The sequence below is a fragment of the Rhodococcus sp. H-CA8f genome (genome assembly GCF_002501585.1).
Taxonomy (GTDB): Bacteria; Actinomycetota; Actinomycetes; order Mycobacteriales; family Mycobacteriaceae; genus Rhodococcus_F; species Rhodococcus_F erythropolis.
This window is the reverse complement of the sequence record NZ_CP023720.1, coordinates 2,132,610-2,159,107: the sequence shown is the minus strand read 5'-3', so window position 1 is coordinate 2,159,107 and position 26,498 is coordinate 2,132,610. Positions and strand designations below refer to the sequence as shown.

The window sequence follows — 26,498 nt, the reverse complement described above, 5'->3', positions numbered from 1 at the left end:
CGTCATGAATCTGGTGGCAGCGCTCAACACCGGCCTGCGACGCGCACTCGAAGACGATCGTCGCGTTGTCATCATGGGAGAGGACGTGGGCCGTCTCGGCGGTGTATTCCGGGTTACCGATGCCCTGCAGAAGGACTTCGGCAATACTCGGGTGATCGACATGCCCCTCGCCGAATCAGGGATCGTGGGAACAGCTTTCGGTCTTGCCTTGCGCGGATATCGGCCTGTCTGCGAGATCCAGTTCGACGGGTTTGTCTACCCGGCTTTCGATCAGATCGTCTCGCAGGTGGCCAAGATCCAGTACCGCACCCGAGGCGCTGCCTCTGCGCCACTGACGATTCGTATTCCCAGTGGCGGCGGAATCGGTGCGGTGGAACATCATTCGGAGTCGCCGGAAGCGTACTTCGCTCACACCGCGGGACTGCGGGTGGTGTACCCGAGCAATCCGATCGACGGTTTTCACATGATCCGCCAATCCATTGCGGCCGACGACCCGGTGATATTCCTCGAACCCAAACGGCGCTACTGGGATACCGCCGACGTGAATACCGATGCCGCGCCTGAGCTTCCGCTCCACCGTGCCCGCGTCGCTCGCCCTGGAGACGACGCGACAGTAGTTGCGTACGGATCCATGGTCGCCACCGCGCTCGACGCCGCGCGGATCGCCGAAGAAGAAGGCCACGATCTGGAGGTCGTGGATCTGCGTTCACTCTCCCCCATCGACTTCGACACGATCGAGGCGTCAGTGAACAAGACAGGACGGCTGGTCGTCGTCCACGAGGCGCCGAAGTTTCTCGGCGTCGGCGCCGAAATCGCAGCACACGTCGCGGAACACTGCTTCTATCAGCTCGAGTCACCGATCCTGCGGGTCACCGGATTCGACATCCCCTACCCGCCCGCCAAGCTCGAGCGATTTCACCTTCCGGACGCCGACCGGATCCTCGCAGCACTCGACCGGACGCTGGCAGCATGAGTACCGGGCACGAATTCCGGTTGCCGGATCTCGGCGAGGGCCTGACGTCCGCCGATCTGGTCGAGTGGACGGTCGGCGTCGGCGACACGGTGGAACTCAATCAAGTTCTCGCCCAGGTAGAGACAGCCAAAGCTCTTGTGGAACTGCCGTCGCCCTACGTCGGCGTTGTCAGAGAACTCCTCGTCGAACCTGGCTCTACCGTCCCGGTCGGCACTCCGATCATCCGAATCGAGGAGCCTGCAGATTCACCGTCTCCAAGTGATTCACAGTCTCCGAGTGTGCTTGTCGGATACGGACCCGCGGCCGAGAGACCGAGCCGACGACGGAGCAGGATCACACCATACTCGCAATTCGCGGCGAGTACCGAGCGTCGGCCCGCAACACCCTCGGCGCGGCGCGCGGCCCGCGAAGCCGGCATCGATCTGAGCGAAATCACCGGAAGCGGATTCGACGGTGCCGTCACGGCAGCGGACGTCGCAGACGCGCTTCGTTTGAAGGCCGCGTCGAATGAAGCTCCGCGGCCGGCCGAATCCGGTATGCAGAAACAGCCGGTCTCGTCCGGCATGCGGAAACAGATGGCGTCGGCGATGGTCGCCAGTACCCGTGCCCCTCAGGCCAGCGTCTTCCTCACCGCCGATGTCACGCCTTCGATGGAACTACTCGGCAGGCTCCGTCCCTCGGACGCATTCACCGGGCTTTCTCTCACTCCGCTGACTCTCGCGGCCAAGGCCTTGGTTACGGCGATCTCGTCGCACCCGATGGTGAACGCGCATTGGGACGAGGCCCGCGGCGACGCCGTCATCGACGATCACGTGAATCTCGGCATCGCCGTCGCCTCCGAACGTGGACTGTCCGTGCCCAACATCAAAAGCGCCGAGACGCTGAGCCTGGTCCAACTTGCACGCGCGGTGACCGAACTGACCGTCGCTGCCCGCGCGGGAGTGACCGATGTCCATCACCTGACCGGTGGCACCGTCACGATCACCAATGTCGGAGTCTTCGGCGTCGACGGGGGCATTCCGCTCCTCAATCCGGGAGAAGCCGTCATCCTTTGCCTGGGCACAGTGAGCGAGCGTCCCTGGGTAATTGAGCGCAAGATCGAAGCGCGGAGCGTCGCGACACTGACGTTGACGTTCGACCACCGGATACTCGATGGTGAGCAGGCCGCGAGATTCCTCTCATTTGTCGCACAGATGCTCGCGGGCCCGGACCTGTTGCTGTCTCACCTGTAAAAAGGAACGAGTGAGCGTCAACCCCACCGACCGAGTAGTCCCCACCTCCGCCCTGGTACGCGCCCGGGCCGGCATCTTCGGCATCTTCGGCATCAACGGATTTCTGCTCGCGATGTGGGTCGTCCACATTCCGTCCATCGAACACCGTGTGGGAATCAGTCACTCGACGCTCGGCTCACTGCTTCTCCTTCTTGCTGTCGGAGCCATTGCCGGTATGCAATTGAGCGGTCCGCTCGCCGATCGATACGGCAGCAGGCGCATGGTCATCCTGGCGGGTAGCGGGCTGGCATTCGCCACTCTCGGCCCGGGATTTGCCACGAACACCTGGCAACTGGGCGCTGCACTTGTTGTATTCGGCTTCGCGAACGGCGCGTTGGACGTGTCGATGAACTCGCAGGCTGTCGAGGCCGAACAGTTGTACCGGCGCCCGATCATGGCGGCCTTTCACGGCATGTTCTCGGTCGGCGGCGTATTAGGGTCCGTCATCGGATTCGGCACTCTCGCACTGGATCTTCCGCCGTACGTCACGCTCAGCATCGCGTCGGCAATCGGCTTGCTCGCGGTCTGGTTGTGCTCGCGACCCCTGCTCCCTCACGTCGACGTGCATGCCGAAACCGCGTCGACTACCGGAAAGACACACGGCAGATTCTCGGCTCGCGTACTTGCCCTCGGAACCCTCGCCTTTGTTCTGATGCTGGCCGAGGGAGTGGCAAACGACTGGAGCGCACTGCAGGTCAAGGAAGATCTGGGTGTCTCGAATGCCGTTGCTGCACTGTCGTTCGGTGCATTCTCCGCCATGATGACCGTCGGCCGATTCACCGCGGATCGGATCAGCGCGGCAGTCGGCCCGGTGGCAGTGGTTCGCTACGGTGCGTTGCTCTCGTCCATCGGAATGCTGACCGTCGTGGTGTCGGGCTGGCTACCACTGACGTTGCTCGGTTGGGCCCTGTTCGGCGCCGGCCTGTCGGGATGCATTCCGCAGATCTTCACCACGGCGGGAAATCTGGGCTCAGGTTCGGCCGGCACCAACATGTCTCGCGTCGTCGGCATGGGATACATCGGATTCCTCGCCGGTCCGGCAACCATCGGCTGGGTCACCACGCTTGTGCCTCTCACCACAGCAATGTTGATCCCGTTTGCATGCGTCCTGGTCGCAGCGGCTTGTGCGGGTGTCGTTCGGCGCGATTCTCCGACCGCCTACAGACCTCACAGCTGATCCTCACGATCGGCACAGACTCAACAGGGATGCTGGTACTCGTGACCGTCTCGACCTCCACCCAGCACCCCGCTCCCTCCACAACCACTCGCTTCCTCGTCCTTGCTGCGATCGCCGTCGTAGCGCTGGGCGTCTTGTATTTCGTGCGACCCACCTCGCCTGGGGTGAGCGTCCCCGAACAGGTGCGCGCACTTGCCGAGTGGACGGTAGGCCGATTCGACGTCACCGCTGTACTCGCAGCCACTACTGCTCTGGCCGTCGTCTCGATGGTCCGCGGACTGCCATACGGCATCGGCGCGATCCTGCTCCTCGGAATGGGCGCCAATCTCACCAACGCGGCGTTCGGCTCCTGGCTCCCCGATGTGCCCCAGGACCTGTTGCCCAGCGGTCACGTGGCAGCGGCGACCGCGCTGTACTGCTCGGCGATCTTGATCTCCGCCCCGCAGTGGCGTCCGGTGGTCGCCGGTCTCGGATTCGTGGGGGTTGCTGCGATCGGTGCCAGCGCACTGGCCGCCGAGTTGAGCGGCCTTTTCGGAGTGATAGCTGGCGTTCTGATCGCTCTGGTATGGGCCTGTGCTGCAGCCATTTTGATGGCACGATCGCCCATCGCCGCGAAACGTGAAGCGCTACGCCCGGATACGGCTGCAATCGCGTTCTCCCGGCACCGGAGCATCCGACTTTAGTCCTAAATCTTTGTGATTCAGAGATTCTCGCCGCTAAGCCCTCCCGCGACGGCGGGGCATGACGTATGTTCTGAAATGTCCGAATCAAGTAGTTCCACAGCGAAGGAGTCTTTACCGTGAGCCTCGAAGATCTGAACCCGCTCGAACTGATCCAGAAGTTGATCGAACTACTTTCCGGCTTCTCTTCCGACCCCGAAACCCCCGAGGTCCCGTAAAACGTCGCCAGAGGCGCCTGTTCCGAGTTTCGTCTCGGACCAGGCGCCTTTGTCGTTTCAAGAAGTCGTTTCAGCACAAGAAGCCGTTTCAGCACAGGGACACGAAAAAGGCGCCCACTCGTGGTTACGAGTGGACGCCCCTTCCGAGCTCGAGCGCTACAGCGCCTTGAGTTCCTCGGTTACTTCGGAGACCGACTTCTTGGCATCACCGAAGAGCATCGAGGTGCCCTCGGCGAAGAAGAGCGGGTTCTCGATACCGGCGAAACCGGAGTTCATCGAACGCTTGAGCACGATGACCGACTTCGACTGGTCGACGTTGAGGATCGGCATTCCGTGAATCGGTGAGCTCGGATCGTTGCGCGCCGCCGGGTTGGTGACGTCGTTCGCGCCGATCACCAAGGTGACATCGGTACGAGAGAACTCGTCGTTGATGTCGTCCATTTCCTTCATCGCGTCGTACGAGACATCCGCCTCTGCGAGAAGAACGTTCATGTGACCAGGCATACGGCCGGCGACCGGGTGAATGGCGTACTTGACCTCGACGCCCTTCGACTCGAGCAATTTCGCCATGTCCTTGACCGCGTGCTGAGCCTGCGCGACGGCAAGTCCGTATCCGGGTACGACGATGACCTGGTTGGCGTAGGCCATCTGGATAGCCGCGTCGGCGGCCGAGGTCGCCTTTGCCGTGCGCACGACGCCGTCGGAGGACGGCGCTTCGCCGCCGCCACCGAAGCCGCCGGCCACGATGGCCGGGATGGACCGGTTCATGGCCTTGGCCATGAGGTTGGTCAAGATGGTGCCCGAAGCACCCACGATCATGCCGGCGACGATCATCGCCTGGTTGTTGAGCGCCAAACCTGCAGCAGCAGCTGACAAACCGGTCAGAGCGTTGAGCAGCGAGATGACGACGGGCATGTCCGCGCCGCCGATGGGCAGCACGACCATCAGTCCGAGGATGCCCGAGAGTACGAGCACGCCGACGATCCACAGTGAGCTGGTCGGGCCTTCCGGTGAGATCGCCTTGATACCGATGATTACCGAGAATGCGACGGCGGCAATGAGCAGCAGCGCATTGAGCGGCTGCTGGAGCTTACCGATTCCGATCGGACGACCAGGCAGAGTTTCCTGCAGCTTCAGGAACGCGATCACGCTGCCCCAGAAGGAGATCGATCCGATCACCGCAGCAAAGAGCGAAGCGATGACGATGTGCACCGTCGGCGACTCGCCGTGCTGGAAAGCGGTGAACCCGTCCGAGTCCAGGAATTCCGCGTACGCGATCAACGCGACCGTGCCGCCGCCGACACCGTTGAACAGTGCCACCAACTGCGGCATGGCCGTCATCTTAGTGCGCAGCGCCGGCGGGACGCCGAGCACGACACCGATGACAAGGCCGGCAGCGATGAGGATCCAGTTCCCCATCTCCGCATCACGAATGGAGATCAGAGTTGCAACGACGGCGATGAGCATGCCGACCGCGGCGATCTGGTTGCCGCGGACTGCGGTCTTCGGGCCGGTAAGGCCCATGAGGCCGTAGATGAACATCGAGAACGCGACAATGTAGAGCGCATTGACCAGGTATTCCATTACTGGTCACCATCCTTCGACACAGACTTGGCGGCCGGCTTGGCCTTGAACATCGCCAACATGCGGTCCGTGACCACAAAACCACCGACAACGTTCACGGTTCCGAAGACGAGCGCGACGAACAAGATGATCTGCAACCCGATCGAGGGATCGTGCACCTTGCCCAGGACGACCAACGCACCCAGGACGACGATGCCGTGGATGGCGTTCGTGCCGGACATCAACGGGGTGTGCAGGGTGTTCGGAACTTTGGAGATCACAGCGAAACCGACGAACCCGGACAACACCAGGATCGCGATGTTCGCCAGAAGTGATGTGTACATCAGGCGCCCTTCTCTTCACGGGTGACGCACGCACCGGCCAGAACCTCGTCGGAGAAATCAGGCGCCAATGCACCTTCGACGAGCATCAGTTCGATCAGCGCGGAAATGTTCTTCGAGTACAACTCGGACGCATGCTCAGGCATGGACGCCGGCAAATTCAGCGGAGAGCAAATGGTCACGCCGTGCTTGACGACGGTTTGACCCGGCTCGGTCAGCTCGCAGTTACCGCCGGTTTCACCCGCGAGGTCGACCACGACACTGCCCGGCTTCATGCCTTCGACCGCGGCAGCGGTGACCAGGCGCGGCGCCGGACGACCCGGAACCAGAGCAGTGGTGATCACAACGTCGAAGCCCTTGATCGCATCTTCGAGTGCCTGCTGCTGCTTCGCTCGCTCGTCGTCGGTCAACTCGCGGGCGTATCCACCCTCACCCGCCGCGTCGATTCCGAGGTCGAGCCACTGTGCACCCACCGAACGCACCTGGTCGGCGACCTCAGGACGCACGTCGTACCCGGTAGCGCGGCCACCGAGGCGCTTGGCTGTCGCCAGCGCCTGCAGACCTGCCACACCCACTCCGAGCACCAGAACGGTCGCAGGCTTCACCGTGCCTGCAGCGGTGGTGAGCATCGGGAAGAACCGCGTCGACTCCGATGCTGCCAACAGAACAGCCTTGTACCCCGACACGTTCGCCTGCGAGGACAACGCGTCCATCACCTGCGCGCGGGAGATACGAGGAATCGCCTCCACGGCGTATCCCTCGATGCCGGCGGCCTTCAACTCGGCGATGCGGTTGTCCGCGTTACGCGGATTCAGGAAACCGATGAGCTTCGCGCCGGTACTGATCCGGGCGATCTCTTCTGTCGACGGGGGCGCAACCTTGACCACGACGTCAGCAGTCCACGGATCGCCGATCTTCGCGCCGGCAGCGGTGTACAACTCGTCGGGAATCAACGCCCCGAGACCGGCCCCGGACTCGACGACCACGTCGACGCCCTTGCCGATCAAAGCGGACACAATTTTCGGCACCAATGCGACCCGACGCTCACCATCACTCGATTCTCGAGGGACGCCGACCGTCGGACGCACTTGTGCGCTCTTCGATGTTTCCATTTTCCATTACCTTCTGCGGTTGGTGGTTCGCCTGCTGCGACGAGCGGCAACCAGCATGTGATGAGCGGAAGATGACCCGCTTTTGGGTGAATGGTGACTGATAGTAGCCAGAGTTACCGCGGCGTAGGGAAACCGACGACGCACTTTCTCCATCTGAATCGAGTCCGAACAGTATGTTTGGACATACCCCAAGAAGCCTACTGTGAGGCCGATCACACTCGAATGGCGGGCTATTCCACTATTTGAAACGGCCGAAAGACGAAAAGGCATGAGAATGACGCGCCGAATAATCACCGTCGAGCGAGTTTACGAACCAGCTTCCGAATGTAACGCCGTCCGGCTTCTCATCGACCGACTCTGGCCGCGCGGCGTCAAACGCAAAAACCTGCAGTACGCATCGCACCGGCATCGGATTCTCGACCCGTTGCTCTACTGACAGCAAGCAAGGACCTGCGATACAGCCACGCGCAGGTCCTTGCCGACTATCTCGCAGAATTACTCTGATGTCCTAGTATTTCACCGGAGGATCAACTGCTCACATATTGAGACCGCAACTTGTGCTTTACGAGCTTTCCGGTCGCGGTCCTAGGCAATTCGTCGGCAAAGTCGATGCTTCTCGGAGCTTTGAAATGTGCAACCTGGCTGCGAACGTATTCCAGCAATTCCTCGGCGACATGGGCACTCGGCTCGACTCCCTCCGCCAGTTGGACAACCGCCTTGACCTGTTCGCCCATTTCTTCATCGGGAACACCGATGACCGCCACGTCGAACACTTTCGGATGCAAGGTAAGGATGTTCTCGGACTCCTGCGGATAGATATTGACGCCACCAGAGATAATCGTGAATGCCGCACGATCGGTCAGATAAAGGAAACGCTCGGAGTCGATATAGCCGATATCTCCACTCGTCGTCCACGTCGGATGATCCGGATGCTGCGCGGCAGCCGTTTTCTCGGGGTCGTTGTGGTACCGGAATGGCAGAGTCTCCCGCTCCCAGAACACGGTACCGACCTCGCCGACCGGAAGATCACGCCCGGCGTCGTCACAGATGTGCACGATCCCCATCACTCCGTCACGACCGACTGAACCCGGATGCGCCAAGGCCTGCTCGCTGTTGATGAAGGTGGCGCCCGAACCCTCGGTCGAGGCGTAGTACTCGTGGATCACCGGCCCCCACCAGTCGATCATTGCCGTCTTCACTTCAGGCGGGCAGGGAGCAGCAGCGTGAATGGCGACCTTCACCGTCGAGACGTCGTAACGATCGCGGGTCTCCTTCGGAAGTTTCAACATTCGAACGAGCATCGTCGGTACCCACTGACTGTGCGTCACAGCGTATTTACCGATCAACTCCAGCGCGGTTTCGGCTTCGAATGCATCCATCAAGATTACGGTTCCGCCGACCGAATTGATCACGCCACAAAAGCGCAGGGGCGCCGCGTGATAGACCGGAGCCGGGCACAAATAGACTGTGTCGGAATCGAACCCGTACATCGGCGCGAACACCGCGGTGTACGGATCCATGGTGGTGTCCACCTCGCCCTCCGGAAGGTCTCCCTTGATCCCCTTCGGCCTGCCGGTGGTTCCGGACGAGTACAACATGTCAGCCCCACGTGGCTGCGAGTCGAGTGGATCGGCGGACTGAGCATCGACCGCATCCTCGTAGTCGTCGAAACCCTCGAGGGCGCCGCCGTACACCAATCGGTGACGCACGCGCGGAATCAGCTTCTCGTCCAACGGAACTGCTGTCGACGCCTGACCCGACGCCACCAGAATTGTCGCCTCGCAGTCGTCGACGATGTAGGCGGTCTCCGCAGCCGTGAGATGCCAGTTCACCGCAGTGATGTAGAGACCTGATCTCAATGCTGCCCAGTACACCTCGAACGCCCGGAGATCGTTGTTCGAGATGAGAGCGACGTGGTCCCCAGGCTTGGCACCGACACTTCGGAAGTATCGCGCCAACTGCGTCGACCGTTCGTCGAGTTCCCGATAGGTGATGGACTCACCCGTCGCCGGGCGAATGACGGCGGGCTTGTCCGGCGTGGACTGGACAAAATTTCCTGGAAACACGAAGACTCCTCTGTCGGTGACGACAACGCCGCGTGAGCCTGCTTCGGCGTCGACAATCCTGGTCTACCACAGGAACTCTGCCTCCCTCGGATGTTTGGCGACACCGACTCGAAGCATGGGAATGCCCGCTCACTTATCCGGCGCGACATACAGTGAGGAGAACCGCACCGTCCGAAACAGGAGATGTCCGCATGAGTGGTTGGCCCCAGGACGCAGTAGTCGACGCGTTGACCGAGGAATGGAGAGTCATCGACGCACTGCTTGCCGAACTCGACGGTGAGCAGTGGTTGGCACCGTCCAACCTTCCGGGGTGGACGGTTCATGACATCGTGTCCCACCTGATCGGTACGGAATCACTGCTCGCGGGCATCAATCCGCCGTCGATCGACCTGGACGTGCACGCATTGCCTCACGTCCACAACGAGATTGCGGCGTTCAACGAGCGCTGGGTCGAAGGCCTGAGGCGGACGCCGCACGCGGACTTGTTGGCCCACTATCGCGATATCACCGCCACGCGAGCCGACGCTCTTCGCTCGATGACGGGCGCAGACTGGGACGCCGAGACACAAACACCGGTCGGTCTTGCGCCCTATGGCCGGTTCATGCGTATTCGGACCTTCGACTGTTGGATGCACGAACTCGACATCAGAGATGCAGTCGGCATTCCAGGCGAGGAAGGCGGATTGCGCGCGGAGACTGCATTCGGCGAAATCACCAGCGCGCTCGGATTTGTCGTCGGGAAACGAGGAAAGGCACCCGAGGGAGCACGGATCACTTTCGAACTCGAAGGGCCACTTGCCCGTTCACTTCACATCTCGGTCGATGCGCGTGCAACGCTCGTCCCGGAGCTGGACGGCCCGGCGACCACGACCATCTCGATGAGCTCACCGCTCTTCACCCGGATTGCCGGTGGCCGCGTCCAGGCGTCCGATCACCGAACCGACATCTCGCTTCGCGGTGACACCACCGTGGGCGCACGCGTCGTCGACAATCTGGCGTTCACGATTTGAGAGCTGGGCGGGCAGGTCGCGAAGGTACTGAGAAGTGAAACTGTTTCTCTCGTCCTACCGTTTCGGCGACCACCGCGAGGCTTTTGTCGATCTTGTAGGCCGCGGCGCACGCATAGCGGTGATCGCCGCGGCTGCAGATTCGTGGCCCGTCAATGCCCGCAGTTCGGCAGTGACAAGCGAATTGACTCCACTACGGGCCGCGGGCTTCACGGCAGAGGAAGTTGACGTCCGAGACTTCCTGGGTGCAACGGAAGCACTCGAAGTCCGACTTCGCGAATTCGACTGTCTGTGGGTTCGCGGCGGAAACACGTTTGTCCTGCGAGCTCAGCTAGCCCGAAGCGGCGCAGATCGGGTCATAGAGATGCTGGTTCGTTCGGGCCTCGTGGCCTATGCGGGATACAGCGCGGGAGCGTGTCTGGTGACTCCGACTCTGATCGGGCTCGACGCGTCGGACGACCCCGCTGAAGTCACGCCTACGTGCGGTATCGACCCGATCTGGTCCGGGCTCGCGCTGGTCGACTTCGCGATAGTGCCGCACGGCGGCGATTCGTTACTCGAAGATCCGCAGGTGACCGCGCGGACGGTCGCAGCGCTGACCACTGCTGGCGCGCAATTCACCGTGCTTACTGATCAAGAGGTGATAGTCGTCGACCGCTGATCTGACGCAGACGGTTGATCTTGACGCAGACTGGGGAGTCGACTTGGCCCGACTGGATCAGCCGTGCTCTGCCACCGCGGTTCCGGCTGCCGGCGACTGACGCTCCAGCCTCGTCCACGCAATCTCCCAGCGCTTGACCGAGACCTCGTCGGCGTCCTCGAGAAGGGCGTCGAGGAGCAGGCGCGGATTTTCGCGCCATGCCAGTTCGGCGGCATGGACCTCCGCAGCCGAGAACAACCCGGACGCCTCGAGATCGCGAATCCACTCGCAGATCTCGCCCCGGTGGATCCGTGCGATGGTCTCGTATCCCAGACCTTCGTCAAGGAAGTCGTACGAAAAAATTGCGGCAAAGTAACTGTTCGACTCACGCTGCCCGAAAATCATGTGCGTTCCTTCCTCGAAGTTGTCCGACGAAGACTCGAAATCGAACCGTTGCGAAGCCGCACCAAAGTTTCTTTGGCGAAGTTGTAACGCTTCTTCTATCCCCGACGATTCAAACGCTAACCCCCCAAGCGGGTCTTTGGGATCACGTCCGAGAAACGATCTGATGACCAAGGCAATACCCCTGGGGTTTCCGGGCGCTCGCACCCTTCGCCGACACACAATCCGCGCCCCGCTGACCTGCAATTTGCCCGTTTCAGGCCCTCCACTTAATCCATCCGAACAGATGACAAAAAACTTTGTGACGAGTCCCACATATTGGGATGTTTACGTTCGTGATGCATATGTATCACCCAATGTGGGCACAAAAGTACGGGCAAATCGGCACGTACAGACCAGTTTTCTTCCTGATCCGACACGACCAAGGTCCCTTGAACGGTCGTCCAGTTGTAGTTGCGCTAAGTAACGGAACTCACGCCGGCAAGCGATATTGCGGACCGCCTGCCAGGTAGCGTGGCTCCACAGAACGCAGACGCGGCGCGCCGCAACCGGCCGCCCTTTCGAAACGGAGCCCGAAGATGACCGAGACAGTGGCGCACAACTCCGCGGAAACGCGCTTCGAGATCCGTGTCGACGGCGAACTGGCCGGTTTTGCCGAGTACTCGGACCATTCCGGTGTCCGTGATTTCCACCACACGGTGACGTACCCACAGTTTCGCGGGCGCGGGCTTGCCGCCATCGTGGTGCGTGAAGCGCTCGATCACACCCGGAACGAGGGATTGAAGATCCTTCCCACGTGCTCGTACGTCGAGAAGTTTGTTGCAGAGAACCCCGTTTACCAGGCATAACCGAACGAGGACGGTCCGCGAAAAATCACTCGCGGACCTGCAACCCCCGCTGCTAGCGTCGATGGTGCCGTCGTCGAAACTCTCGAAATCCTGGTCGGCACCATCTCGGGGAAGGAAAGAACGTGGTCGCCTCAGCAGATCGGCGCCCACCTGCATCCGAGGACGTAGTTACCCCCAGCTATCTCCCTCTCGTCCTCGTCAATCTCGCGACGCTGTTCTCGGCGATCGGCAACGGTATCGCCATCGTCGTACTCCCCTGGCTTGTTCTCGAACGAACCGGCAGGGCTACCGACGCGGCGATAGTTGCCGGCGCAGCAGCCATTCCGTTACTCGTGTCGAGCCTGTTCTCGGGCACATTCGTCGACAAATTCGGACGCCGTCGAACGTCGATGATTTCCGACGCACTTTCGGCGATGTCCGTAGCGGCGATCCCGATCATCGCGGCCACCGCGGGCTTGACGATCCCGGTGATCGCGGCGTTGGCCGCGCTCGGTGCGGTGTTCGACCCCGCCGGAATGGCGGCGAGGGAGTCCATGCTGCCTGCAGCAACTCGGACAGCCAAGTGGAAGCTCGATCGCACCAACAGCGTGTACGAGGCCAATTTCAACGTCGCATATCTGATCGGCCCTGGCATCGGCGGTGTCCTGATCGCAACGATCGGGGCGGTGAACACGCTCTGGGTGACGGCGGCAGGTTTTGTGTTCTCGATCGTCGTGGTTGCCTTCATCCGCCTTCCTGGCGCCGGAGTCCCCGAACACGAACATCGTCCGAAATCGATCTGGCACGGCACACTCGACGGTCTTCGGTTCGTCTGGAACAACAAACTGCTGCGCACTCTGGCGCTGATCGACATGGCCGTCGTCGCGCTCTACATGCCGGTGGAGAGTGTCGTGTTCCCGGTGTACTTCACAGAGTTGGATCAACCGGCGCAACTCGGATCGGTGCTGATGGCATTGGCGATCGGCGGCATCATCGGCTCTCTCGCCTACGCTCCGCTGGCACCGATCATGTCCCGGCGACTGATCATGATTTTTGCCGTTGCCGTTCTCGGCATAGCGATGCTTGCCATGGCGCTTCTACCTCCGCTGTGGGTGATCCTCGTGCTCGCCGGACTGCAGGGTCTCGTCTACGGACCAGTCGGCCCGATCGCCAACTACGCCATGCAGACCCACAGCCCGGAGCACATGCGCGGACGCGTCGTCGGTGTCATGACGTCGACTGCCTACGCCGCCGGCCCGCTGGGCTACCTCGCGGTCGGCCCTCTGCTCGATCAACTCGGAATCGCGTCGACCTTTGTGGCCCTGTCGATTCCGATCATCCTGATCGCCGCAGTCTGTGCCTCCCTGCCGGTGCTTCGCGAACTGGATCGTCCGCGGCACTCGACCGACGTCAGTTGAACCCCATCACGTCGTTGCCCCAGGCGACGCGCAGTCCGTGATCGGGGTCGCTGACGAGGGTGTCAGCCGAGTCGATCAACAGCGTCGACCGCTTCTCTTCCTCGTACGGCGCCCAGTGCTTCGAACCGTCGAGAGCTGCCGGCACGGCATGCCGCGCGAAGGCCAACCATCGCCGTTGAATACGGCCGGCTACCTCCATCGCAGCCTTCCGTCCACCCAGCCAGAACGTGGGGTCGACGTTCAGGGTTCCGAAATTGCCGAATACATAAGGTAATTCGGTCGCGTGGCCCGCGCCGATCCGCGCCGCCTTGAGCATCGGCGTCGCGTGATCGAAGCGGTAGACCCACGTAGGGGAATGCCTGCAGTGAGCGTCGGCGATCCACAGAGTCGGCATGCGAAACGCCGCGTCCCGCGACAGTGCCAGCGCGCCACTCGGTTTCGCGTGATCAGGGTAAGCCGACATGATCTCGGCAAGTTTGGTCGCGGAGATGTCGGGGTGATCATCCGCCAGCAGTTGCAGCATGGCCTCGACCGACTGCGCGCTCACCGGCATCAGCGGAGACTTCATGAACTTGAAGATCGACGCCTCGTCCTTGTTGGAACCGATGATCAGTGGAATTCGGTGCGCGTAACCCTTCTGGAAAGCCGCAACCGGGTAGTGCGGCACCAGATCACGATCGACAACGGGTGCCATCGCCAAAGTTCCCGGAATCCGGGTCGGAATTTCGTTGACCAGGTCATCGCTTGCCTTCACGAGCAGTTCGAGATCCGTGGTCAGCAGATCGCCCGCGTCTTCAGGGTCGATCGAGAGCAGTTCGAGAAACCGCTCCGCCACGGTCTTGGCGCGCTCGGCCCCGTAGACGGAGGTCGCGGGAGGACTCTGGGCAATCGCACGATGGAACAGACCTTCGGCGCTCGGACAGGTCATGAGCGTCGTGATGGATCCTGCGCCGGAGGACTCACCGAACACCGTCACCGCACTCGGGTCACCCCCGAAGGCGTCGATGTTGTCTCGAACCCATTCGAGTGCCGCAATCTGGTCTCGCAGACCACAGTTCGATTCGAAAACGGTATCCGCGGTGGAGAATCCAGACAGGTCCAGGAATCCGAGGGCACCGACGCGATAGTTGAAGGAGACGAGAACGACGTCACCGGTTTCAGCCAGATGACGGCCGTCGTAGATCGTTTGGGCGGCGGACCCGAGGCAGTAGGCGCCGCCGTGAATCCACACCATCACCGGTCGCGGCGTGCCGTCGGGGCGCGGGGCCCACACGTTGATCGACAGACAGTCTTCGTCGATTTTGAAGGCCCGATCGATCGGAACCGCCGGACTCTGGCCCTGCGGCGCGATCGGCCCGAACTCACGACAGTCGCGCACCCCGTCCCACGGCTCAGCGGGTTGCGGCGCGCGGAACCTCCGCGCACCCACCGGCGCTGCTGCGTAAGGCATGCCCTTCCACGCGAATACTCCGCCATCCGGATACCCGCGGGCTTCTCCGCCGCGGGCACGGATCACGAGTGTTCCGTCCTCGCCGAGATTCGGTCGAACGTCGGTCTCCATGTCTGAATCCCCTCCCGACCCGCGCGTGTGGCAAACAAGACCAAACGTACCAACATAAGGCCGATGTGCGCCGACTACTCAACTGCCAGGTAGGCGCCGACGAAGCAGAGGCTCGGTGTTAAGGTCGCCTAGTTCTGACACGGGGTGCTCCGCATGGGCGGGGCTGAGAACACACCCGGGAACCTGATCAGGTAATGCTGACGAAGGGATGTCATGGCTACTACGCAGCCTGCATACAATTCTGCCGAAAACTCGGTGGCCACAGCGCCGTCGACGGATCGGTTCACCGATCGACTCTGGGCCGAGACGAAGGTCCTCCGCGAGTCGATCGACTCACTGGAGTTCCTCAAACGCCTCGGCGACGGAACATTGCCTCTCGACGCGTTCCGCACGTACATCGAGCAGGACAAGCTTTATCTCGAGGGGTATTCGAAAGCGTTGTCCCTGGTCGCGGCCCACGCCCCGGATCCGCAGTCCGCGGGCTTCTGGTCGAATTCCGCGTCCACGGCAGCGACAGTGGAATCTGCGCTTCACGACGGACTTCTCACCGGTGGAATTCTTCCAGCGGGATCGGGAAGGCTCGAGCATTCGCAGGCCTGCCTGGGATACGTCTCGTATCTGACGGCGACTGCGGCAACTGCGCCTTACCCGGTCTCCGCAGCGGCGGTACTCCCCTGCTTCTGGATCTACGCCGAGGTCGGCCGCGATCTTGCCGCTTCAGCGCGCGAGGTACTCGACGCCGATCCGTCGCATCCGTACGCACAGTGGGTCACGACGTACGACGCACCCGAATTCCACGAGTCGGTGGCGCAGGCCCGCGTACTGGTCGATGCTGCGGCCGAAGCAGCCACCGAGACAGAGCGTGAGGCGATGAGTGAAGCATTCCGCATCGCCAGTCGCTACGAGTTGATGTTCTGGGATTCCGCACTCCACCAGCAGCCCTGGCCGGCGTCGTGATGTCGTTTGCGGCGCTGCGCCGCACACTTGCCACGTCTGCCGCGATCGCAGCCGCATTCACAGTTCTGACCGGATGCGCCGCTGACACCGGCTCTTCCGACGGGACCATTCGGTTCGCACTCGACTGGACCCCGAACACGAACCACACCGGTTTGTACGTTGCACTCCAAGAGGGCTACTTCGAGGACGCCGGTCTGGACGTCTCGATCCTGCCGTACAACAACACCTCTCCCGACACCCTGGTCGACGCCGGCAACGCGGAGTTCGGCATCAGCACACAGAGTCAGGCCACGTTCGCCCGAGCGGCCGGCGCCGCCACGACGTCCGTCATCGCGCCACTTCAGCACCGCGCCACCGGCATCGGCGTGAAGGCGGATCGTGCGGACATCACGCGCCCACGTGATCTCGACGGGAAGACGTACGCCGGGTTCGGCGATCCCGGCGAAGTCGAAACGCTGCAGCAGATCATCCGCAACGACGGCGGGACCGGGAACTTCACGACGGTCACGCTCGGAACGTCCGCGTACGAAGCCGTGTACTCGGGGCAGGCAGATTTCACGGTCTCCTACTTTGCGTGGGAAGGCCTCGAAGCGGAGCGAAACGGAACTCCGATGCGGTACTTCCAGTACACCGATTACGGCTTCCCCGATGCGTATTCGATCGTGATCAACGGCAACCAGCAGTGGTTGAAGGACCATCCCGACGAGGCACGCAAGTTCGTCAAAGCCGTTCAACGCGGATATCAGACTGCTGCCGACAACCCGGACCAGGCCGCGCAGGATCTCATCGACGCGAACCCCGGAGCTTTCACCGACGAAGACCTCGTCCGTGACAGTCAGCGGATGCTTGCCGCCGACTACATGAAAGACGCCAACGGCGTCGTCGGTACGCAGAATCTCGAAACCTGGTCGGGTTATTCGGGATTCCTCTTCGACAACGGATTGCTCGCCGGACCCGACGGGAAGCCGCTGACCCAGAAGCCGGACTGGTCGGAGTACTTCACCAATGAGTATCTCGACGCGTCCTGACGTGAGCGGACGGCTGGTCTCGGCCATGCGGCGGGCGCTTCCCGCGCTCGCCGTGGTGGTGCTCCTCGTAGCGGCGTGGCAGATCTACGTCGAGATCAGTGGGATTCGGCCGCAGGTACTTCCGTCTCCTGGTCGCGTTCTGTCCCAGGGGTGGGACAACCGCGAGATCATCTCCGGCCACGCCTGGTCGACATTGCAGGTCACGTTGGTCGGCTTCACTGTTTCATTGGTGTTGGCCTGGATTCTTGCTGTGGTCGTGGACTTTTCGCCGTGGTTGTCACGCGCGCTGGTACCACTTTTTGTCGTCTCGCAGACGCTGCCGATCATCGCCATCGCGCCGCTGATGATCATCTGGTTCGGCTTCGGGTTGTTGCCGAAGGTGTTGGTGATCGCACTTGCGACGTTCTTCCCCATGACCATCGGACTCATCGAGGGATTTGCCGCGGCCGATCGGGAAGCGGGCGCTCTGCTGCGCAGTATGGGCAGCACTCGCTGGCAGGAGTTCCGATACGTTCGCCTTCCTTCGGCAATTCCGCGATTCTTCACTGCCCTGCGCATCGGCATCACGTATGCGGTCGTGGGTGCGGTGTTCTCCGAATACGTCGGCGCTACTTCCGGTTTGGGCATTTACATGAGCACCCAGAAGAACTCCTTCCGCACCGATCTGGTGTTGGCGGCCGTACTGGTGACCGCGTTGATCAGCGTCACGCTGTACTTGCTGACGTTCGCCATCGAGCGCATCGTTGCACCATGGGCGATGAACGAAAGGTCACGGACATGACTGACCCGATGGTCGAGGATGCAATGGTCGAAATTCAGGACCTGACCAAGAGGTTCGACACGGCCGGAGAATCGCGTCTCGTGCTCGATTCGGTGTCCTTCCGCGCCGACGCGGGCGAATTCGTGTCGGTGATCGGGCCGAGCGGCTGCGGCAAGAGCACGATCTTCAACGTCCTGGCCGGGCTCGAATCCCCGACCTCGGGTTCAGTCCGCGTAGGCACGCGCGCAACTGAATCCGAAGCAGCCGCCGAGGTGCACACCGCATACATGCCGCAGAAGGATCTTCTGTTCCCTTGGCGCTCGGTACTCGACAACACGGCCCTCGGTTTGGAAGTGCAGGGAGTCGGCAAGAAGGAAGCACGCGAGCGCGCTCGTGAGTTGTTCCCCGCGTTCGGCCTGTCCGGATTCGAGGACGCCCGGCCGTCACAGCTGTCCGGCGGTATGCGCCAGCGAGCGGCGATGCTGCGCACCGTTGTTCAGGGCAAACCTGTCCTGCTGCTCGACGAGCCGTTCGGCGCACTGGACTCGTTGACCCGCACCGAGATGCAGGCTTGGCTGCAAGACGTGTGGCAGCAGTACCGGTGGACCGTGCTGATGATCACCCACGATATTCGTGAAGCTATCTATCTGTCCGACCGCGTGGTCGTTCTGTCTGCGCGTCCGGCAACGGTCAGGTGCGTAGTCGACGTTCCCTTGCCGAGACCACGCGAGCTGGACATGATCACCACGCCCGAGTTCGCCGACGTCGAGCGTGAACTGCTTGCCGTTCTCCACGACGAGACGCGCAAGTCGCTACGCCCCTAGCGGTTACTGATAATGCAGTAGTTACTGATAATGCGCTGAGAGAGTTTCGAGTTCACCTGGAGTTCAGGAGAATGCGCACCGAAACCTGACGAGGTCACGTACCATGATCCGGCACTTTCACCCAAAACGCCTTAATATCAGCAAGATCCGAACGCTCGACACGCAGTCCGTCAACGCTGCACAATTCTCCGTACTCTTCGGTAACGTACACTCGGTCGCCTACGAGACCAACGGCCAGAAGGTAACTGGACGGTAAAGCGGAATCGTGGAGGCACAGTCATCGCAACAGATTTGGAAAGGGACAGCGTGAGCACACTGCAGTCAGGTCAGAGCCTCGGAGTCGGCCAGGAACTCAAGTCCGACAACGGCGCATACACCCTCACCTTGCAGGACGACGGCAACCTGGTTCTGTCCGAGGGCGGACAGGCTGTTTGGGCCGCAGGCACCAACGGATCCGGCGCCAACCGCGCCGAGGTGCAGGCTGACGGAAACTTCGTCATCTACAAGGACTCCGACGCCGTGTGGGCATCGCAGACCGCAGGCAACGACGGTGCCTCCCTCTCGGTTCAGGACGATCGCAACGTCGTTCTGTCCGCCGGTGGAAATGCTCTGTGGTCTTCGGACACTGCAATCGAGGCTCCGGCCGCCGAGGCTGCCCCGGAGCCCGCTCCGGCACCCGAGCCCGAGCCTGCACCCGCCGCTCCGGCAGCGCAGAGCTACACCGTCGAAAGCGGCGACACCCTGTGGGCAATCGCAGAGCGTTTCTACGGTGACGGCAACCAGTACCAGCGCATCGCGGATGCAAACGGCATCCCGAACCCGGATCTCATCAACGCCGGTCAGGTACTGACGATCCCCGCCTGATTCACTGCTTGACCTGGCCCTGGGTGCCGACGTCCGCGTCGACACCCAGGGCCTTTTGTGTTCTACGCCACACAGATTCGCGTCCCGCCCAGCAGGCCCTGATACTCCATTGCGGCATCTTTTCGCCTACAGTACTTCCGTACTGCTCCCGAAGGACAGGTGTGCATGAAAGACAGAACAGTCATGATCGGCGCTGTCGCAGTGGCCGCTCTCTCTCTGACATCAGGCCTCGTTTTCGGCGGAGCAGCCGGCGCATTCGGTTCCGGCGGCCCTGTGGTGAAGCCTCCCGCTCTGGTCTCGTCGGTTTCCGTGGAGTCCGTCGCCGGGATCGAACCGGCCGCGTTCTACAGCTCGGTTGCAGTTCCCACGGTTGTCATCCCGCCGACGCCGACCTGGCGAATCGCCGACGAGACGACTGCTCCTCGTAATCAGCCGCTGGTGGTGACCGCGACAAGCACGAGCTCCGCTACGTCCACTACGACTGCAACGAGTACGACAACACCGGTCTCGTCCACGACCACCGCGTCGGCTACCGCGACCTCGTCACCGACCGCGACAGCCACGACCACCAAGACCAGCACCACCCCAGTTGTCACGACCGGGTCCACGCCGCCCGTCGTCGAGGTCTCGCCCGTTCTCGCCGGATAGTCATCGCTCTTTCGCCTGCATACCGCCTGGCGTGACGGCGGTTACAGGCACACTTCAGTCGCCGCTCTCAAATACCCGATCTACCTGCGACAACCTTCCTAGTCGTCACGGTTCGTGGCCCGCTGCAATCCGGTCGACCGGAAAAGGACAGCAGCATTGTCGGGACCTCGCGATACCGTATAGGTCTGAGCTTTTGCGGAAGGAGGTGGCTGATGAGCGCAATGGGCTTCGATCTCGATGTCAGTGTCGACCGGGCATGGGCAGAATTTCAACGTCGCCTCGGCGATCACATTTCCATCATGGTCGACGGCGACGTGCTTGCCGTGGAATCGTCCACCGGCGACTTCGATCCAGCTGACGGCGCAGCGCCATGCGTTCAGTTCCTCGTGTGGGACGAGAACACAGTCCGCTGCGAGGTTCCTTCCAACGACTTCCTTCATCCGCGCTATCGACTCGAAGATGCCGACGAACAAAAGTTGATCGCACTCGGCTGGAATCCGCCTTCCGAGAATCTCGAGGATCCGAACAACTCGCCCGCCTTCTGCGTCGACAAGGCGCAGAACTGGGCCGATCAGCTCGCAGCGATGACTGTCGCTGCATTCCGTGATGTGTTCGGTGTGCAGCACCCGGCTTTTCTATCCAGCGATCTCACCGGCAACGAGCAGACTCCGGATTTCGATCCGTCGGTTGTCGAGTCGACAGAACTTCCGACACTCGACCCCACCGCGGCCTACATGCCCAACGACGTCGACCACCTCAAGGAGTTGGTCACTCTCGCTTTGCTTCCCATGCTCGGCACGCTTCCCGAGCGGGACAGCGACGGCGACATACCAATTCGGGTCGGTTCGACGGTCATGTTCGTCGGTCCGCTTTCCGAGTCCATGGACGTGCAGTTGTTCTCGCCGCTCGTTCAGGACATCAGCAACCGCACTCGTGCAGCCGAGGTCATCGCCGATCTCAACCGCAAATGGTCGCGCATCAAGTTCGTCTTGATCGACGACCGTCTGTCGGTGTTCCTCGAGGTGGCGGGCTCGCCATTCGTTCCCAAGCAACTCACCGATACATGTGCCGCCTTGACGTCGTTCCTGCGCACCGTGGACGACGAGTTCGCCGCACGCGTCGGCGGAGACCTCTTCTTCGCGAACAAGAGCGGTGACTCCTCCTCGCTGCAGCCTGATCTGACGGCCGAGGACCTGCCTCCCGAACTCGAGACCCTGCTGCATCTCGATCTGGACGTGGCCGAGGATCTCGACGCGGTAGCCGATGTCTGCGGGCGCGATCGCGATCTGATTCTTCAGCTCCTCCACATCAGTAACGAATGGCAGATTCAGCTCCGTGGTCAGGCGGTGGACGCCCACAGTCGCGGGGACGCCGAAGAGGCTGCAGGATACGAGGATCAGGTCGGTGGGTGGGAACTCATGGTCGACCGTCTTCGCGGGGCTTTGCGACTGGTGGTCCTGCCCAATTCTCGAACCGAGACGCCGGCAAAGCCGCAACCTGAGCAGATGGGCCTGTTTGCCGATCCCTTGCAACAGAGTCTCTTCGACGATCCGTCCTGACACGACGGATCGCCTTCCCTCTATTCGAAGTGGGATTTGAAGATCTGTCCGTGGACGCCCACGGTTCGATCGACTACCTGTGAGACCGTGAAATCGGCTGCGGCAGAAAGATAGGCGTAGGCCGTCGCTCGATCCATACCGCGATCGTGCTCGAGGAAGTCGAGTGCGTTGACCACCGCGCGCCGCATGGCGCCGTTGAGGTCACTGTTCTGCCCATCGACCGAACCGTTGGGGTCGGACAGGCCGATCGGAATCCAGGCCTCCTCGGTCTCGGCGAACGGGTACCCGAAAGCCACCGATGGAGCGTCACCGGAATCCTTCTTGCACACGCTGAGTCGGAACGTGCCGCGCAGCGATCCTTCCATCGCCGTCAGCGCCGCCTCACCGTCGCCCATGGCCATGTGTGGGTCACCGACGTAGAAGAGGGCGCCTTCAGCGAATACCGGCAAATAGAAGGTTGATCCGACACCGAGATGCCTGATGTCGATGTTTCCGCCGCCCAGGGTCGGAGGAATGGAGTTCGACGACGGGGACGTCGGGTCGGCATCCGAGGAATAGGCAACTCCCATCATTCCCATGAAGGGTCGCAAGGGAAACCGCACCTTCGACTGTCCGAAAGGCATCACGCCCTTGCCGTCGTCGATCGCCGTGAAGGTGGAAACACCACCGTACTTCAACGGGTCCTTTGTTGCGCGCCCGTCTGTGGCGACCGGCGGCATGACTTCGTCCAGAGTGATTCCCGCTGGAGCGGTTCCGTCTGCTGTGACGGCGAGAGCGCCCTTGCCGTGTCTGCTCGACACAACGCCGTACGGCACGCGGGGAATGGCTTCGAGAGTCTCGATCTTGAGTACGTCTCCAGGCTGGGCGCCTTCGACGAAGACCGGGCCGGTGACGACGTGCGGTCCGTCCTTGTCGAAGTTTCGTTCGGTTCGGTTGTATTCGGCCGCAACGGCAATCGCATCTTCGAGCACGTCCTTCTCGGAAACGCCTTTGCTACCGAAGTATTCGAGAGGATTGCGCCCTTGATCCTCGAGAATTCCCTCGTGCGAGAGGGCGTCGATCGTGACGGTCTGACCCGACTTCATCCGCATCACCTCGCGGGTGTGGATGTTGGGCACATAACCCCACATGACGTCCGACGGATCCGAACTCAGATAGTGGTCGCCACTGACGTTTCCGCTGCCCGGTTGCAGAATCGGCACACCATCGGCGAACGGCAGCGCAGAGGAGGATGATCCAGCCGGCGATGCGTTCGAGTGCGCGCATCCCGAAGCCACACCCGCAACGCCTACTCCCGCACCGAGAGCCGCGACTGCCCTCATGAATCCGCGTCGGCCAAGACCTTTCGTCAGATCTTCGGCTGCGTTGCGGGCAAGAGTGTTTTCCATCGAGATTCCTCCGGAGTGCGTGACGATGTGCGACTGCGAAGAAAGCTAGACCCGATTTGTTACTCGTTCATTACCATTTCATGGCAGGGAAATACCGTTGACTGAGAATGAATTCAGCGACGGCGAAGCCGCCAGAGCGAGGTCGTCTCTCGTGCCCGGGCAGCGTGAAGCGCATCGGTTCGGTCACTGACCTTTGCGTGCGTCGGCTTGACGTCCATGCGATCGACAACAGTGAGCCCACCGGCCGCAAACAGGTCGTGTAGTTCGGATCGCGTCCGGAGACCGAGGTGTTCGGCAATGTCCGAGAGGATCAGCCACGCTTCTCCCCCGTCGTCCAGATGCGCTGCGACACCCGTCAGGAAGCCCTTCAGCATCGCTCCAGCAGGGTCGTAGACGGCGTATTCGATGGGCGAGGTGGCCTTGGCCGGAATCCAGGGAGGATTGCAGACCACCAACGGAGCGGTGCCTTCGGGGAAGAGGTCTGCTTCCACCACGTTCACCTGATCGCCGTAGCCAAGCCGCGACAGGTTGGTGCGCGCGCATTGCAATGCCCGGGGGTCCTGGTCGGTGGCCGTCACTGTCTGAACTCCACGCCGCGCCAGGACGGCAGCAAGTACGCCGGTACCTGTTCCGATATCGAAAGCAGATTCCGTCGACGGTAGCGGAGCAGACGCGACAAGATCGACATACTCCCCGCGGACGGGTGAGAACACTCCGAAAGCGGGATGCACTCGTGCGTCGAGAGCCTCGATGAAAACACCTTTGCGGTGCCACTCGTGAGCGCCGATCGCGCCGAGGATGTCACGCAACGAGCGAACCGAAGGCTCACCGGTAATCCCGAAGGCTTCAGTCAACGCTACTCGCGCGTCCGGGGCTCGCCGGAGTGGAATCGACAGATCTGCATCCAAGGGAATGAGCAGCATACCGAGGATCTGCGCGCGGCGTCCTTGGGTCTGCCGGTGGAGATGGAAGGCTTTGGCTGGGTCGTCGGACGCTCGGCGCGGCTTGCGGTCGATGCGCGACGCGACGGCCTTCGACAGTTGGCGAGCGTTCTGAAAATCTCCGCGCCACAACAACGCCGTGCCTTCGCATGCCAAGCGATAGGCGTCGTCGGCCTTCATCGTGTCGTCGGCGACGACGATGCGCTTGGGCACCGGGGCGTTGCTCGTCGAACCCCAACGGGCCGATTGCTCGCCGTCGTTCTCGGTCCACACTGCGAATTGTTCAGTCATGTAAGCCCTTCCGGCGTCCGACGCATAGCGGCCGGTCTACCGGCTGATGTGGTCCAGATCTGCAAAATCTGCTCGTCTGGTGTCCACACTAGTCGGGACCGGCCGCGCTACATGACTGCGAGAGGGATGTCAGCCCTTGGCGACGCGAGCTGCCTCGGCGATCCGAGCCTCGGCGACCGCGTCAGCAGCCTCGCCGGCGAGGATTCCGTCGTTCTTCGACTTCGCGAAGATCTCGGTGACCGTGTCGAAGATCTTCTCGACCTTGAGCTTGACCTCTTCGGCCGAGTTGCCCTTCAGCTCGCCGGCAACCTGGATGAGGCCGCCGCCGTTGGCGACGTAATCGGGGGTCCAGGTGATGCCGCGGTCGCGGAGAATGTTCTCGACCTCGGGCACGGTGAGCTGGTTGTTGGCAGCGCCGCAGACAACCTCGGCCTTGATCGAGCGTGCGGTCGTGTCGGTGAGGGTTGCGCCCATCGCGCAGGGTGCGTAAACGTCGAGATCGGCGTCGATGATGCTGTCGACGATGCTCACCTGCGGGAAGTCAGCCTTGACGCGGTCGAGCGCTGCGGCGTTGACGTCGGTCGCGAGAACGGTCGCGCCGTCTGCGAGGAGGAGCTTGATCAGCTCGTAGCCGACCTTGCCTGTGCCTTCGACACCAACAGTCTTGCCTGCGAGCGACGGAGTGCCCCAATGCGACTGTGCCGCGGCGCGCATCGACTGGAATACGCCGAGGGCCGTCATCGGAGCGCTGTCGCCGGAACCGCCGACCGTAGCGTTGCGGCCGACGACGAAGTCGGTGTTACGACCGATGATGTCAAGATCGTTGGAGTTGGTTCCGACGTCACCAGCGGTGATGTAGCGGCCGCCGAGGGTCTGGACGAATTTTGCGTAGGCGCCGAGCAATTCGTCGGTCTTGGCCGTTGCGGGGTCGCCGATGATGACGGCCTTGCCGCCGCCGAGGTCCACGCCGGCAACCGCAGCCTTGTAGGTCATTCCGCGCGAGAGACGCAAAACGTCTGTGACTGCGGCGGATTCGTCGGAGTACGGGTAGAAGCGCGTTCCGCCGAGCGCGGGGCCGAGCGTCGTGGAGTGGATGGCGACGATGGCCTTGAGGCCGCTCGCGGGATCCTGGAAGAAGCTCACCTGCTCGTGGGGGTAATCGCGCAGGTAGTCGGCGCGATCGAACACGCCCGCAGTGTCGTCATAAGAAACAACAGAGTTCACGGGCTCGGCGGTGAGAGTCATTGTGGGATAGACCTTTCCGAAGGATAAACGGGGTGCAGTCGAAATACTGGGACGAAATGGCCGTTGGGTACTATTGGGGACAAATAACCCAAAGAGAATCCCGCTGAGCAATTCGTGGAACCAATGCTCTGCCTGAGCTACGATTTGGTCAATGCAAATCTCTTGAACTAGTCAATTCGATCATTCAGTGACCCATATCACTGAGGAGAGGTTCACAAAGTGCTCAGCATCGACAAGCTCGACGTCCAGTTGCTCGGACTGCTCAGCAAGGACTCGAGGATGAGTGTGGCCGAGTTGGCCAACTCGTTGGGCGTCGCCCGCAACACCGTCCAGTCGCGAATGAAGCGCATGGAATCCAACGGACTTCTCACCGGGTTTCGGCCGAATCTCAATCTCCCCGAGGTCGGTATCCCGATTCAGGCATTTGTCGGTCTGGAACTCGAGCAGGGCAAGATCAGCGCAGTCGCTCGGAGTCTGACCGAGTTGCCCGAGGTGATCGAAATTCACGCCACAACCGGTCGCGAGGATTTGCTCGTTCGCGTCGCCACCTCGACGCACGCGGCGCTGCAGAAGTTGGCCGAGCAGATCGTGTCACTTCCAGGCGTCACGCATTCGACCACGACCATCGCTCTGACCAATCCCCTTCCATATCGAATTCAGCCTCTCCTAGAGCACCTCACCAATGACGCCGGATGGGGTCGCTCGACCGCCTTCCCCCGTCAGCAGGACTAGGACGG

The 26,498-nt window shown here is 61.8% G+C and carries 25 protein-coding genes and 1 riboswitch; of the genes, 16 read left to right on the top strand and 9 right to left on the bottom strand.

Annotation, left to right across the window (positions count from 1 at the left end; translation table 11 throughout):
• The first annotated feature begins 4 nt into the window (after positions 1–4).
• From CPI83_RS10285 to CPI83_RS10270, 4 genes are read left to right on the top strand one after another with little or no spacing between them, the layout of a single operon-like run.
• Positions 5–973 carry an alpha-ketoacid dehydrogenase subunit beta gene (locus tag CPI83_RS10285; protein WP_097388169.1) on the top strand — a complete coding sequence of 323 codons (969 nt, stop codon included), beginning with the start codon at positions 5–7 and terminating at the stop codon, positions 971–973.
• On the top strand, positions 970–2,205 hold the full coding sequence (locus CPI83_RS10280; RefSeq protein ID WP_097387175.1) for a dihydrolipoamide acetyltransferase family protein: 1,236 nt from the start codon (positions 970–972) through the stop codon (positions 2,203–2,205). Before CPI83_RS10285 ends, CPI83_RS10280 begins: the two co-directional genes overlap by 4 nt.
• Positions 2,206–2,215: 10 nt before the next feature.
• Positions 2,216–3,421 carry an MFS transporter gene (locus CPI83_RS10275; RefSeq protein ID WP_019749231.1) on the top strand — a complete coding sequence of 402 codons (1,206 nt, stop codon included), beginning with the start codon at positions 2,216–2,218 and terminating at the stop codon, positions 3,419–3,421.
• A 29-nt stretch (positions 3,422–3,450) separates the two neighbouring features.
• A complete protein-coding gene (locus CPI83_RS10270; RefSeq protein ID WP_020908349.1) occupies positions 3,451–4,104 on the top strand; it encodes a hypothetical protein in 654 nt (217 codons plus the stop codon).
• Positions 4,105–4,475: 371 nt separating this feature from the next.
• Here CPI83_RS10270 and CPI83_RS10265 read toward each other — a convergent pair whose 3' ends face one another.
• The 4 genes from CPI83_RS10265 to CPI83_RS10245 form a co-directional block, all read right to left on the bottom strand.
• Entirely contained in the window at positions 4,476–5,903 is a 1,428-nt protein-coding gene (locus CPI83_RS10265) for an NAD(P)(+) transhydrogenase (Re/Si-specific) subunit beta (protein ID WP_020970092.1), read from the bottom strand.
• The gene (locus CPI83_RS10260) at positions 5,903–6,226 is read right to left on the bottom strand and encodes an NAD(P) transhydrogenase subunit alpha (protein ID WP_003941319.1); all 324 of its coding nucleotides are present in this window, start codon (positions 6,224–6,226) and stop codon (positions 5,903–5,905) included. The genes CPI83_RS10265 and CPI83_RS10260 overlap by 1 nt, the downstream gene beginning before the upstream one ends.
• Entirely contained in the window at positions 6,226–7,335 is a 1,110-nt protein-coding gene (locus tag CPI83_RS10255) for a Re/Si-specific NAD(P)(+) transhydrogenase subunit alpha (protein WP_047889211.1), read from the bottom strand. Before CPI83_RS10255 ends, CPI83_RS10260 begins: the two co-directional genes overlap by 1 nt.
• 527 nt (positions 7,336–7,862) lie before the next feature.
• Positions 7,863–9,401: an AMP-binding protein gene (locus tag CPI83_RS10245; protein ID WP_097387173.1), complete on the bottom strand. Its 1,539-nt coding sequence runs from the start codon at positions 9,399–9,401 to the stop codon at positions 7,863–7,865.
• 191 nt (positions 9,402–9,592) lie between these two features.
• Here CPI83_RS10245 and CPI83_RS10240 point away from each other — a divergent pair, with 191 nt between their 5' ends.
• Together CPI83_RS10240 and CPI83_RS10235 are read left to right on the top strand one after the other, a co-directional pair.
• A complete protein-coding gene (locus CPI83_RS10240; RefSeq protein WP_097387172.1) occupies positions 9,593–10,411 on the top strand; it encodes a maleylpyruvate isomerase family mycothiol-dependent enzyme in 819 nt (272 codons plus the stop codon).
• Positions 10,412–10,445: 34 nt separating this feature from the next.
• Entirely contained in the window at positions 10,446–11,069 is a 624-nt protein-coding gene (locus CPI83_RS10235) for a Type 1 glutamine amidotransferase-like domain-containing protein (RefSeq protein WP_021334158.1), read from the top strand.
• A gap of 57 nt (positions 11,070–11,126) precedes the next feature.
• Here CPI83_RS10235 and CPI83_RS10230 read toward each other — a convergent pair whose 3' ends face one another.
• Positions 11,127–11,453, bottom strand: coding sequence for a hypothetical protein (locus CPI83_RS10230; protein WP_003941297.1), 327 nt, complete (start codon positions 11,451–11,453; stop codon positions 11,127–11,129).
• Between the two features lie 575 nt (positions 11,454–12,028).
• Here CPI83_RS10230 and CPI83_RS10225 point away from each other — a divergent pair.
• Positions 12,029–12,298, top strand: a complete 270-nt coding sequence (locus tag CPI83_RS10225; RefSeq protein WP_097387171.1) for a GNAT family N-acetyltransferase — start codon at positions 12,029–12,031, stop codon at positions 12,296–12,298.
• Positions 12,299–12,510: 212 nt separating this feature from the next.
• Entirely contained in the window at positions 12,511–13,695 is a 1,185-nt protein-coding gene (locus tag CPI83_RS10220; protein WP_153211270.1) for an MFS transporter, read from the top strand.
• Here the strand turns inward: CPI83_RS10220 and CPI83_RS10215 are convergent.
• On the bottom strand, positions 13,688–15,256 hold the full coding sequence (locus CPI83_RS10215) for a carboxylesterase/lipase family protein (RefSeq protein WP_047889213.1): 1,569 nt from the start codon (positions 15,254–15,256) through the stop codon (positions 13,688–13,690). The two genes, CPI83_RS10220 and CPI83_RS10215, sit on opposite strands and share 8 nt — an antisense overlap.
• Before the next feature lie 130 nt (positions 15,257–15,386).
• Positions 15,387–15,482: riboswitch (TPP riboswitch) on the top strand.
• Here CPI83_RS10215 and CPI83_RS10210 point away from each other — a divergent pair.
• The 7 genes from CPI83_RS10210 to CPI83_RS10180 all read left to right on the top strand — a co-directional run bounded on the left by CPI83_RS10210 (position 15,470) and on the right by CPI83_RS10180 (position 21,896).
• On the top strand, positions 15,470–16,213 hold the full coding sequence (locus tag CPI83_RS10210) for a TenA family protein (RefSeq protein ID WP_020970100.1): 744 nt from the start codon (positions 15,470–15,472) through the stop codon (positions 16,211–16,213). It overlaps the preceding riboswitch by 13 nt.
• Positions 16,213–17,241: an ABC transporter substrate-binding protein gene (locus CPI83_RS10205; RefSeq protein WP_020908360.1), complete on the top strand. Its 1,029-nt coding sequence runs from the start codon at positions 16,213–16,215 to the stop codon at positions 17,239–17,241. The genes CPI83_RS10210 and CPI83_RS10205 overlap by 1 nt, the downstream gene beginning before the upstream one ends.
• Complete coding sequence (locus CPI83_RS10200) at positions 17,219–18,022, top strand: ABC transporter permease (protein WP_041815060.1); 804 nt, start codon at positions 17,219–17,221, stop codon at positions 18,020–18,022. Before CPI83_RS10205 ends, CPI83_RS10200 begins: the two co-directional genes overlap by 23 nt.
• An 8-nt stretch (positions 18,023–18,030) precedes the next feature.
• Positions 18,031–18,825 carry an ABC transporter ATP-binding protein gene (locus CPI83_RS10195; RefSeq protein ID WP_041816070.1) on the top strand — a complete coding sequence of 265 codons (795 nt, stop codon included), beginning with the start codon at positions 18,031–18,033 and terminating at the stop codon, positions 18,823–18,825.
• Between the two features lie 306 nt (positions 18,826–19,131).
• Positions 19,132–19,689 (top strand): LysM peptidoglycan-binding domain-containing protein, encoded by a 558-nt coding sequence (locus CPI83_RS10190; protein ID WP_020908363.1) that lies wholly within the window; start codon positions 19,132–19,134, stop codon positions 19,687–19,689.
• Positions 19,690–19,854: 165 nt separating this feature from the next.
• Complete coding sequence (locus tag CPI83_RS10185) at positions 19,855–20,337, top strand: hypothetical protein (RefSeq protein ID WP_020970103.1); 483 nt, start codon at positions 19,855–19,857, stop codon at positions 20,335–20,337.
• Between the two features lie 212 nt (positions 20,338–20,549).
• Positions 20,550–21,896, top strand: a complete 1,347-nt coding sequence (locus CPI83_RS10180; protein WP_097387170.1) for a hypothetical protein — start codon at positions 20,550–20,552, stop codon at positions 21,894–21,896.
• 20 nt (positions 21,897–21,916) lie between these two features.
• Here CPI83_RS10180 and CPI83_RS10175 read toward each other — a convergent pair whose 3' ends face one another.
• From CPI83_RS10175 to CPI83_RS10165, 3 genes are all read right to left on the bottom strand, one after another.
• Positions 21,917–23,284 (bottom strand): acetamidase/formamidase family protein, encoded by a 1,368-nt coding sequence (locus tag CPI83_RS10175; RefSeq protein WP_097387169.1) that lies wholly within the window; start codon positions 23,282–23,284, stop codon positions 21,917–21,919.
• Between the two features lie 113 nt (positions 23,285–23,397).
• Complete coding sequence (locus CPI83_RS10170; RefSeq protein ID WP_097387168.1) at positions 23,398–24,516, bottom strand: class I SAM-dependent methyltransferase; 1,119 nt, start codon at positions 24,514–24,516, stop codon at positions 23,398–23,400.
• Positions 24,517–24,645: 129 nt separating this feature from the next.
• Entirely contained in the window at positions 24,646–25,761 is a 1,116-nt protein-coding gene (locus CPI83_RS10165; RefSeq protein WP_097387167.1) for a Glu/Leu/Phe/Val dehydrogenase dimerization domain-containing protein, read from the bottom strand.
• Between the two features lie 219 nt (positions 25,762–25,980).
• Between CPI83_RS10165 and CPI83_RS10160 the strand changes: the two genes are divergently transcribed.
• Positions 25,981–26,493: an Lrp/AsnC family transcriptional regulator gene (locus CPI83_RS10160; RefSeq protein ID WP_003941343.1), complete on the top strand. Its 513-nt coding sequence runs from the start codon at positions 25,981–25,983 to the stop codon at positions 26,491–26,493.
• Positions 26,494–26,498: the final 5 nt, after the last annotated feature.

Coding starts and splice junctions, on each gene's coding strand:
- CPI83_RS10215 (WP_047889213.1), bottom strand. CDS start 15,256: ATGGAGACCGACGTTCGACCGAATCTCGGCGAGGACGGAACACTCGTG.
- CPI83_RS10195 (WP_041816070.1), top strand. CDS start 18,031: ATGGTCGAGGATGCAATGGTCGAAATTCAGGACCTGACCAAGAGGTTC.
- CPI83_RS10265 (WP_020970092.1), bottom strand. CDS start 5,903: ATGGAATACCTGGTCAATGCGCTCTACATTGTCGCGTTCTCGATGTTC.
- CPI83_RS10175 (WP_097387169.1), bottom strand. CDS start 23,284: ATGGAAAACACTCTTGCCCGCAACGCAGCCGAAGATCTGACGAAAGGT.
- CPI83_RS10200 (WP_041815060.1), top strand. CDS start 17,219: ATGAGTATCTCGACGCGTCCTGACGTGAGCGGACGGCTGGTCTCGGCC.
- CPI83_RS10255 (WP_047889211.1), bottom strand. CDS start 7,335: ATGGAAACATCGAAGAGCGCACAAGTGCGTCCGACGGTCGGCGTCCCT.
- CPI83_RS10205 (WP_020908360.1), top strand. CDS start 16,213: ATGTCGTTTGCGGCGCTGCGCCGCACACTTGCCACGTCTGCCGCGATC.
- CPI83_RS10240 (WP_097387172.1), top strand. CDS start 9,593: ATGAGTGGTTGGCCCCAGGACGCAGTAGTCGACGCGTTGACCGAGGAA.
- CPI83_RS10170 (WP_097387168.1), bottom strand. CDS start 24,516: ATGACTGAACAATTCGCAGTGTGGACCGAGAACGACGGCGAGCAATCG.
- CPI83_RS10165 (WP_097387167.1), bottom strand. CDS start 25,761: ATGACTCTCACCGCCGAGCCCGTGAACTCTGTTGTTTCTTATGACGAC.
- CPI83_RS10185 (WP_020970103.1), top strand. CDS start 19,855: ATGAAAGACAGAACAGTCATGATCGGCGCTGTCGCAGTGGCCGCTCTC.
- CPI83_RS10285 (WP_097388169.1), top strand. CDS start 5: ATGAATCTGGTGGCAGCGCTCAACACCGGCCTGCGACGCGCACTCGAA.
- CPI83_RS10260 (WP_003941319.1), bottom strand. CDS start 6,226: ATGTACACATCACTTCTGGCGAACATCGCGATCCTGGTGTTGTCCGGG.
- CPI83_RS10210 (WP_020970100.1), top strand. CDS start 15,470: ATGGCTACTACGCAGCCTGCATACAATTCTGCCGAAAACTCGGTGGCC.
- CPI83_RS10225 (WP_097387171.1), top strand. CDS start 12,029: ATGACCGAGACAGTGGCGCACAACTCCGCGGAAACGCGCTTCGAGATC.
- CPI83_RS10280 (WP_097387175.1), top strand. CDS start 970: ATGAGTACCGGGCACGAATTCCGGTTGCCGGATCTCGGCGAGGGCCTG.
- CPI83_RS10270 (WP_020908349.1), top strand. CDS start 3,451: ATGCTGGTACTCGTGACCGTCTCGACCTCCACCCAGCACCCCGCTCCC.
- CPI83_RS10180 (WP_097387170.1), top strand. CDS start 20,550: ATGAGCGCAATGGGCTTCGATCTCGATGTCAGTGTCGACCGGGCATGG.
- CPI83_RS10230 (WP_003941297.1), bottom strand. CDS start 11,453: ATGATTTTCGGGCAGCGTGAGTCGAACAGTTACTTTGCCGCAATTTTT.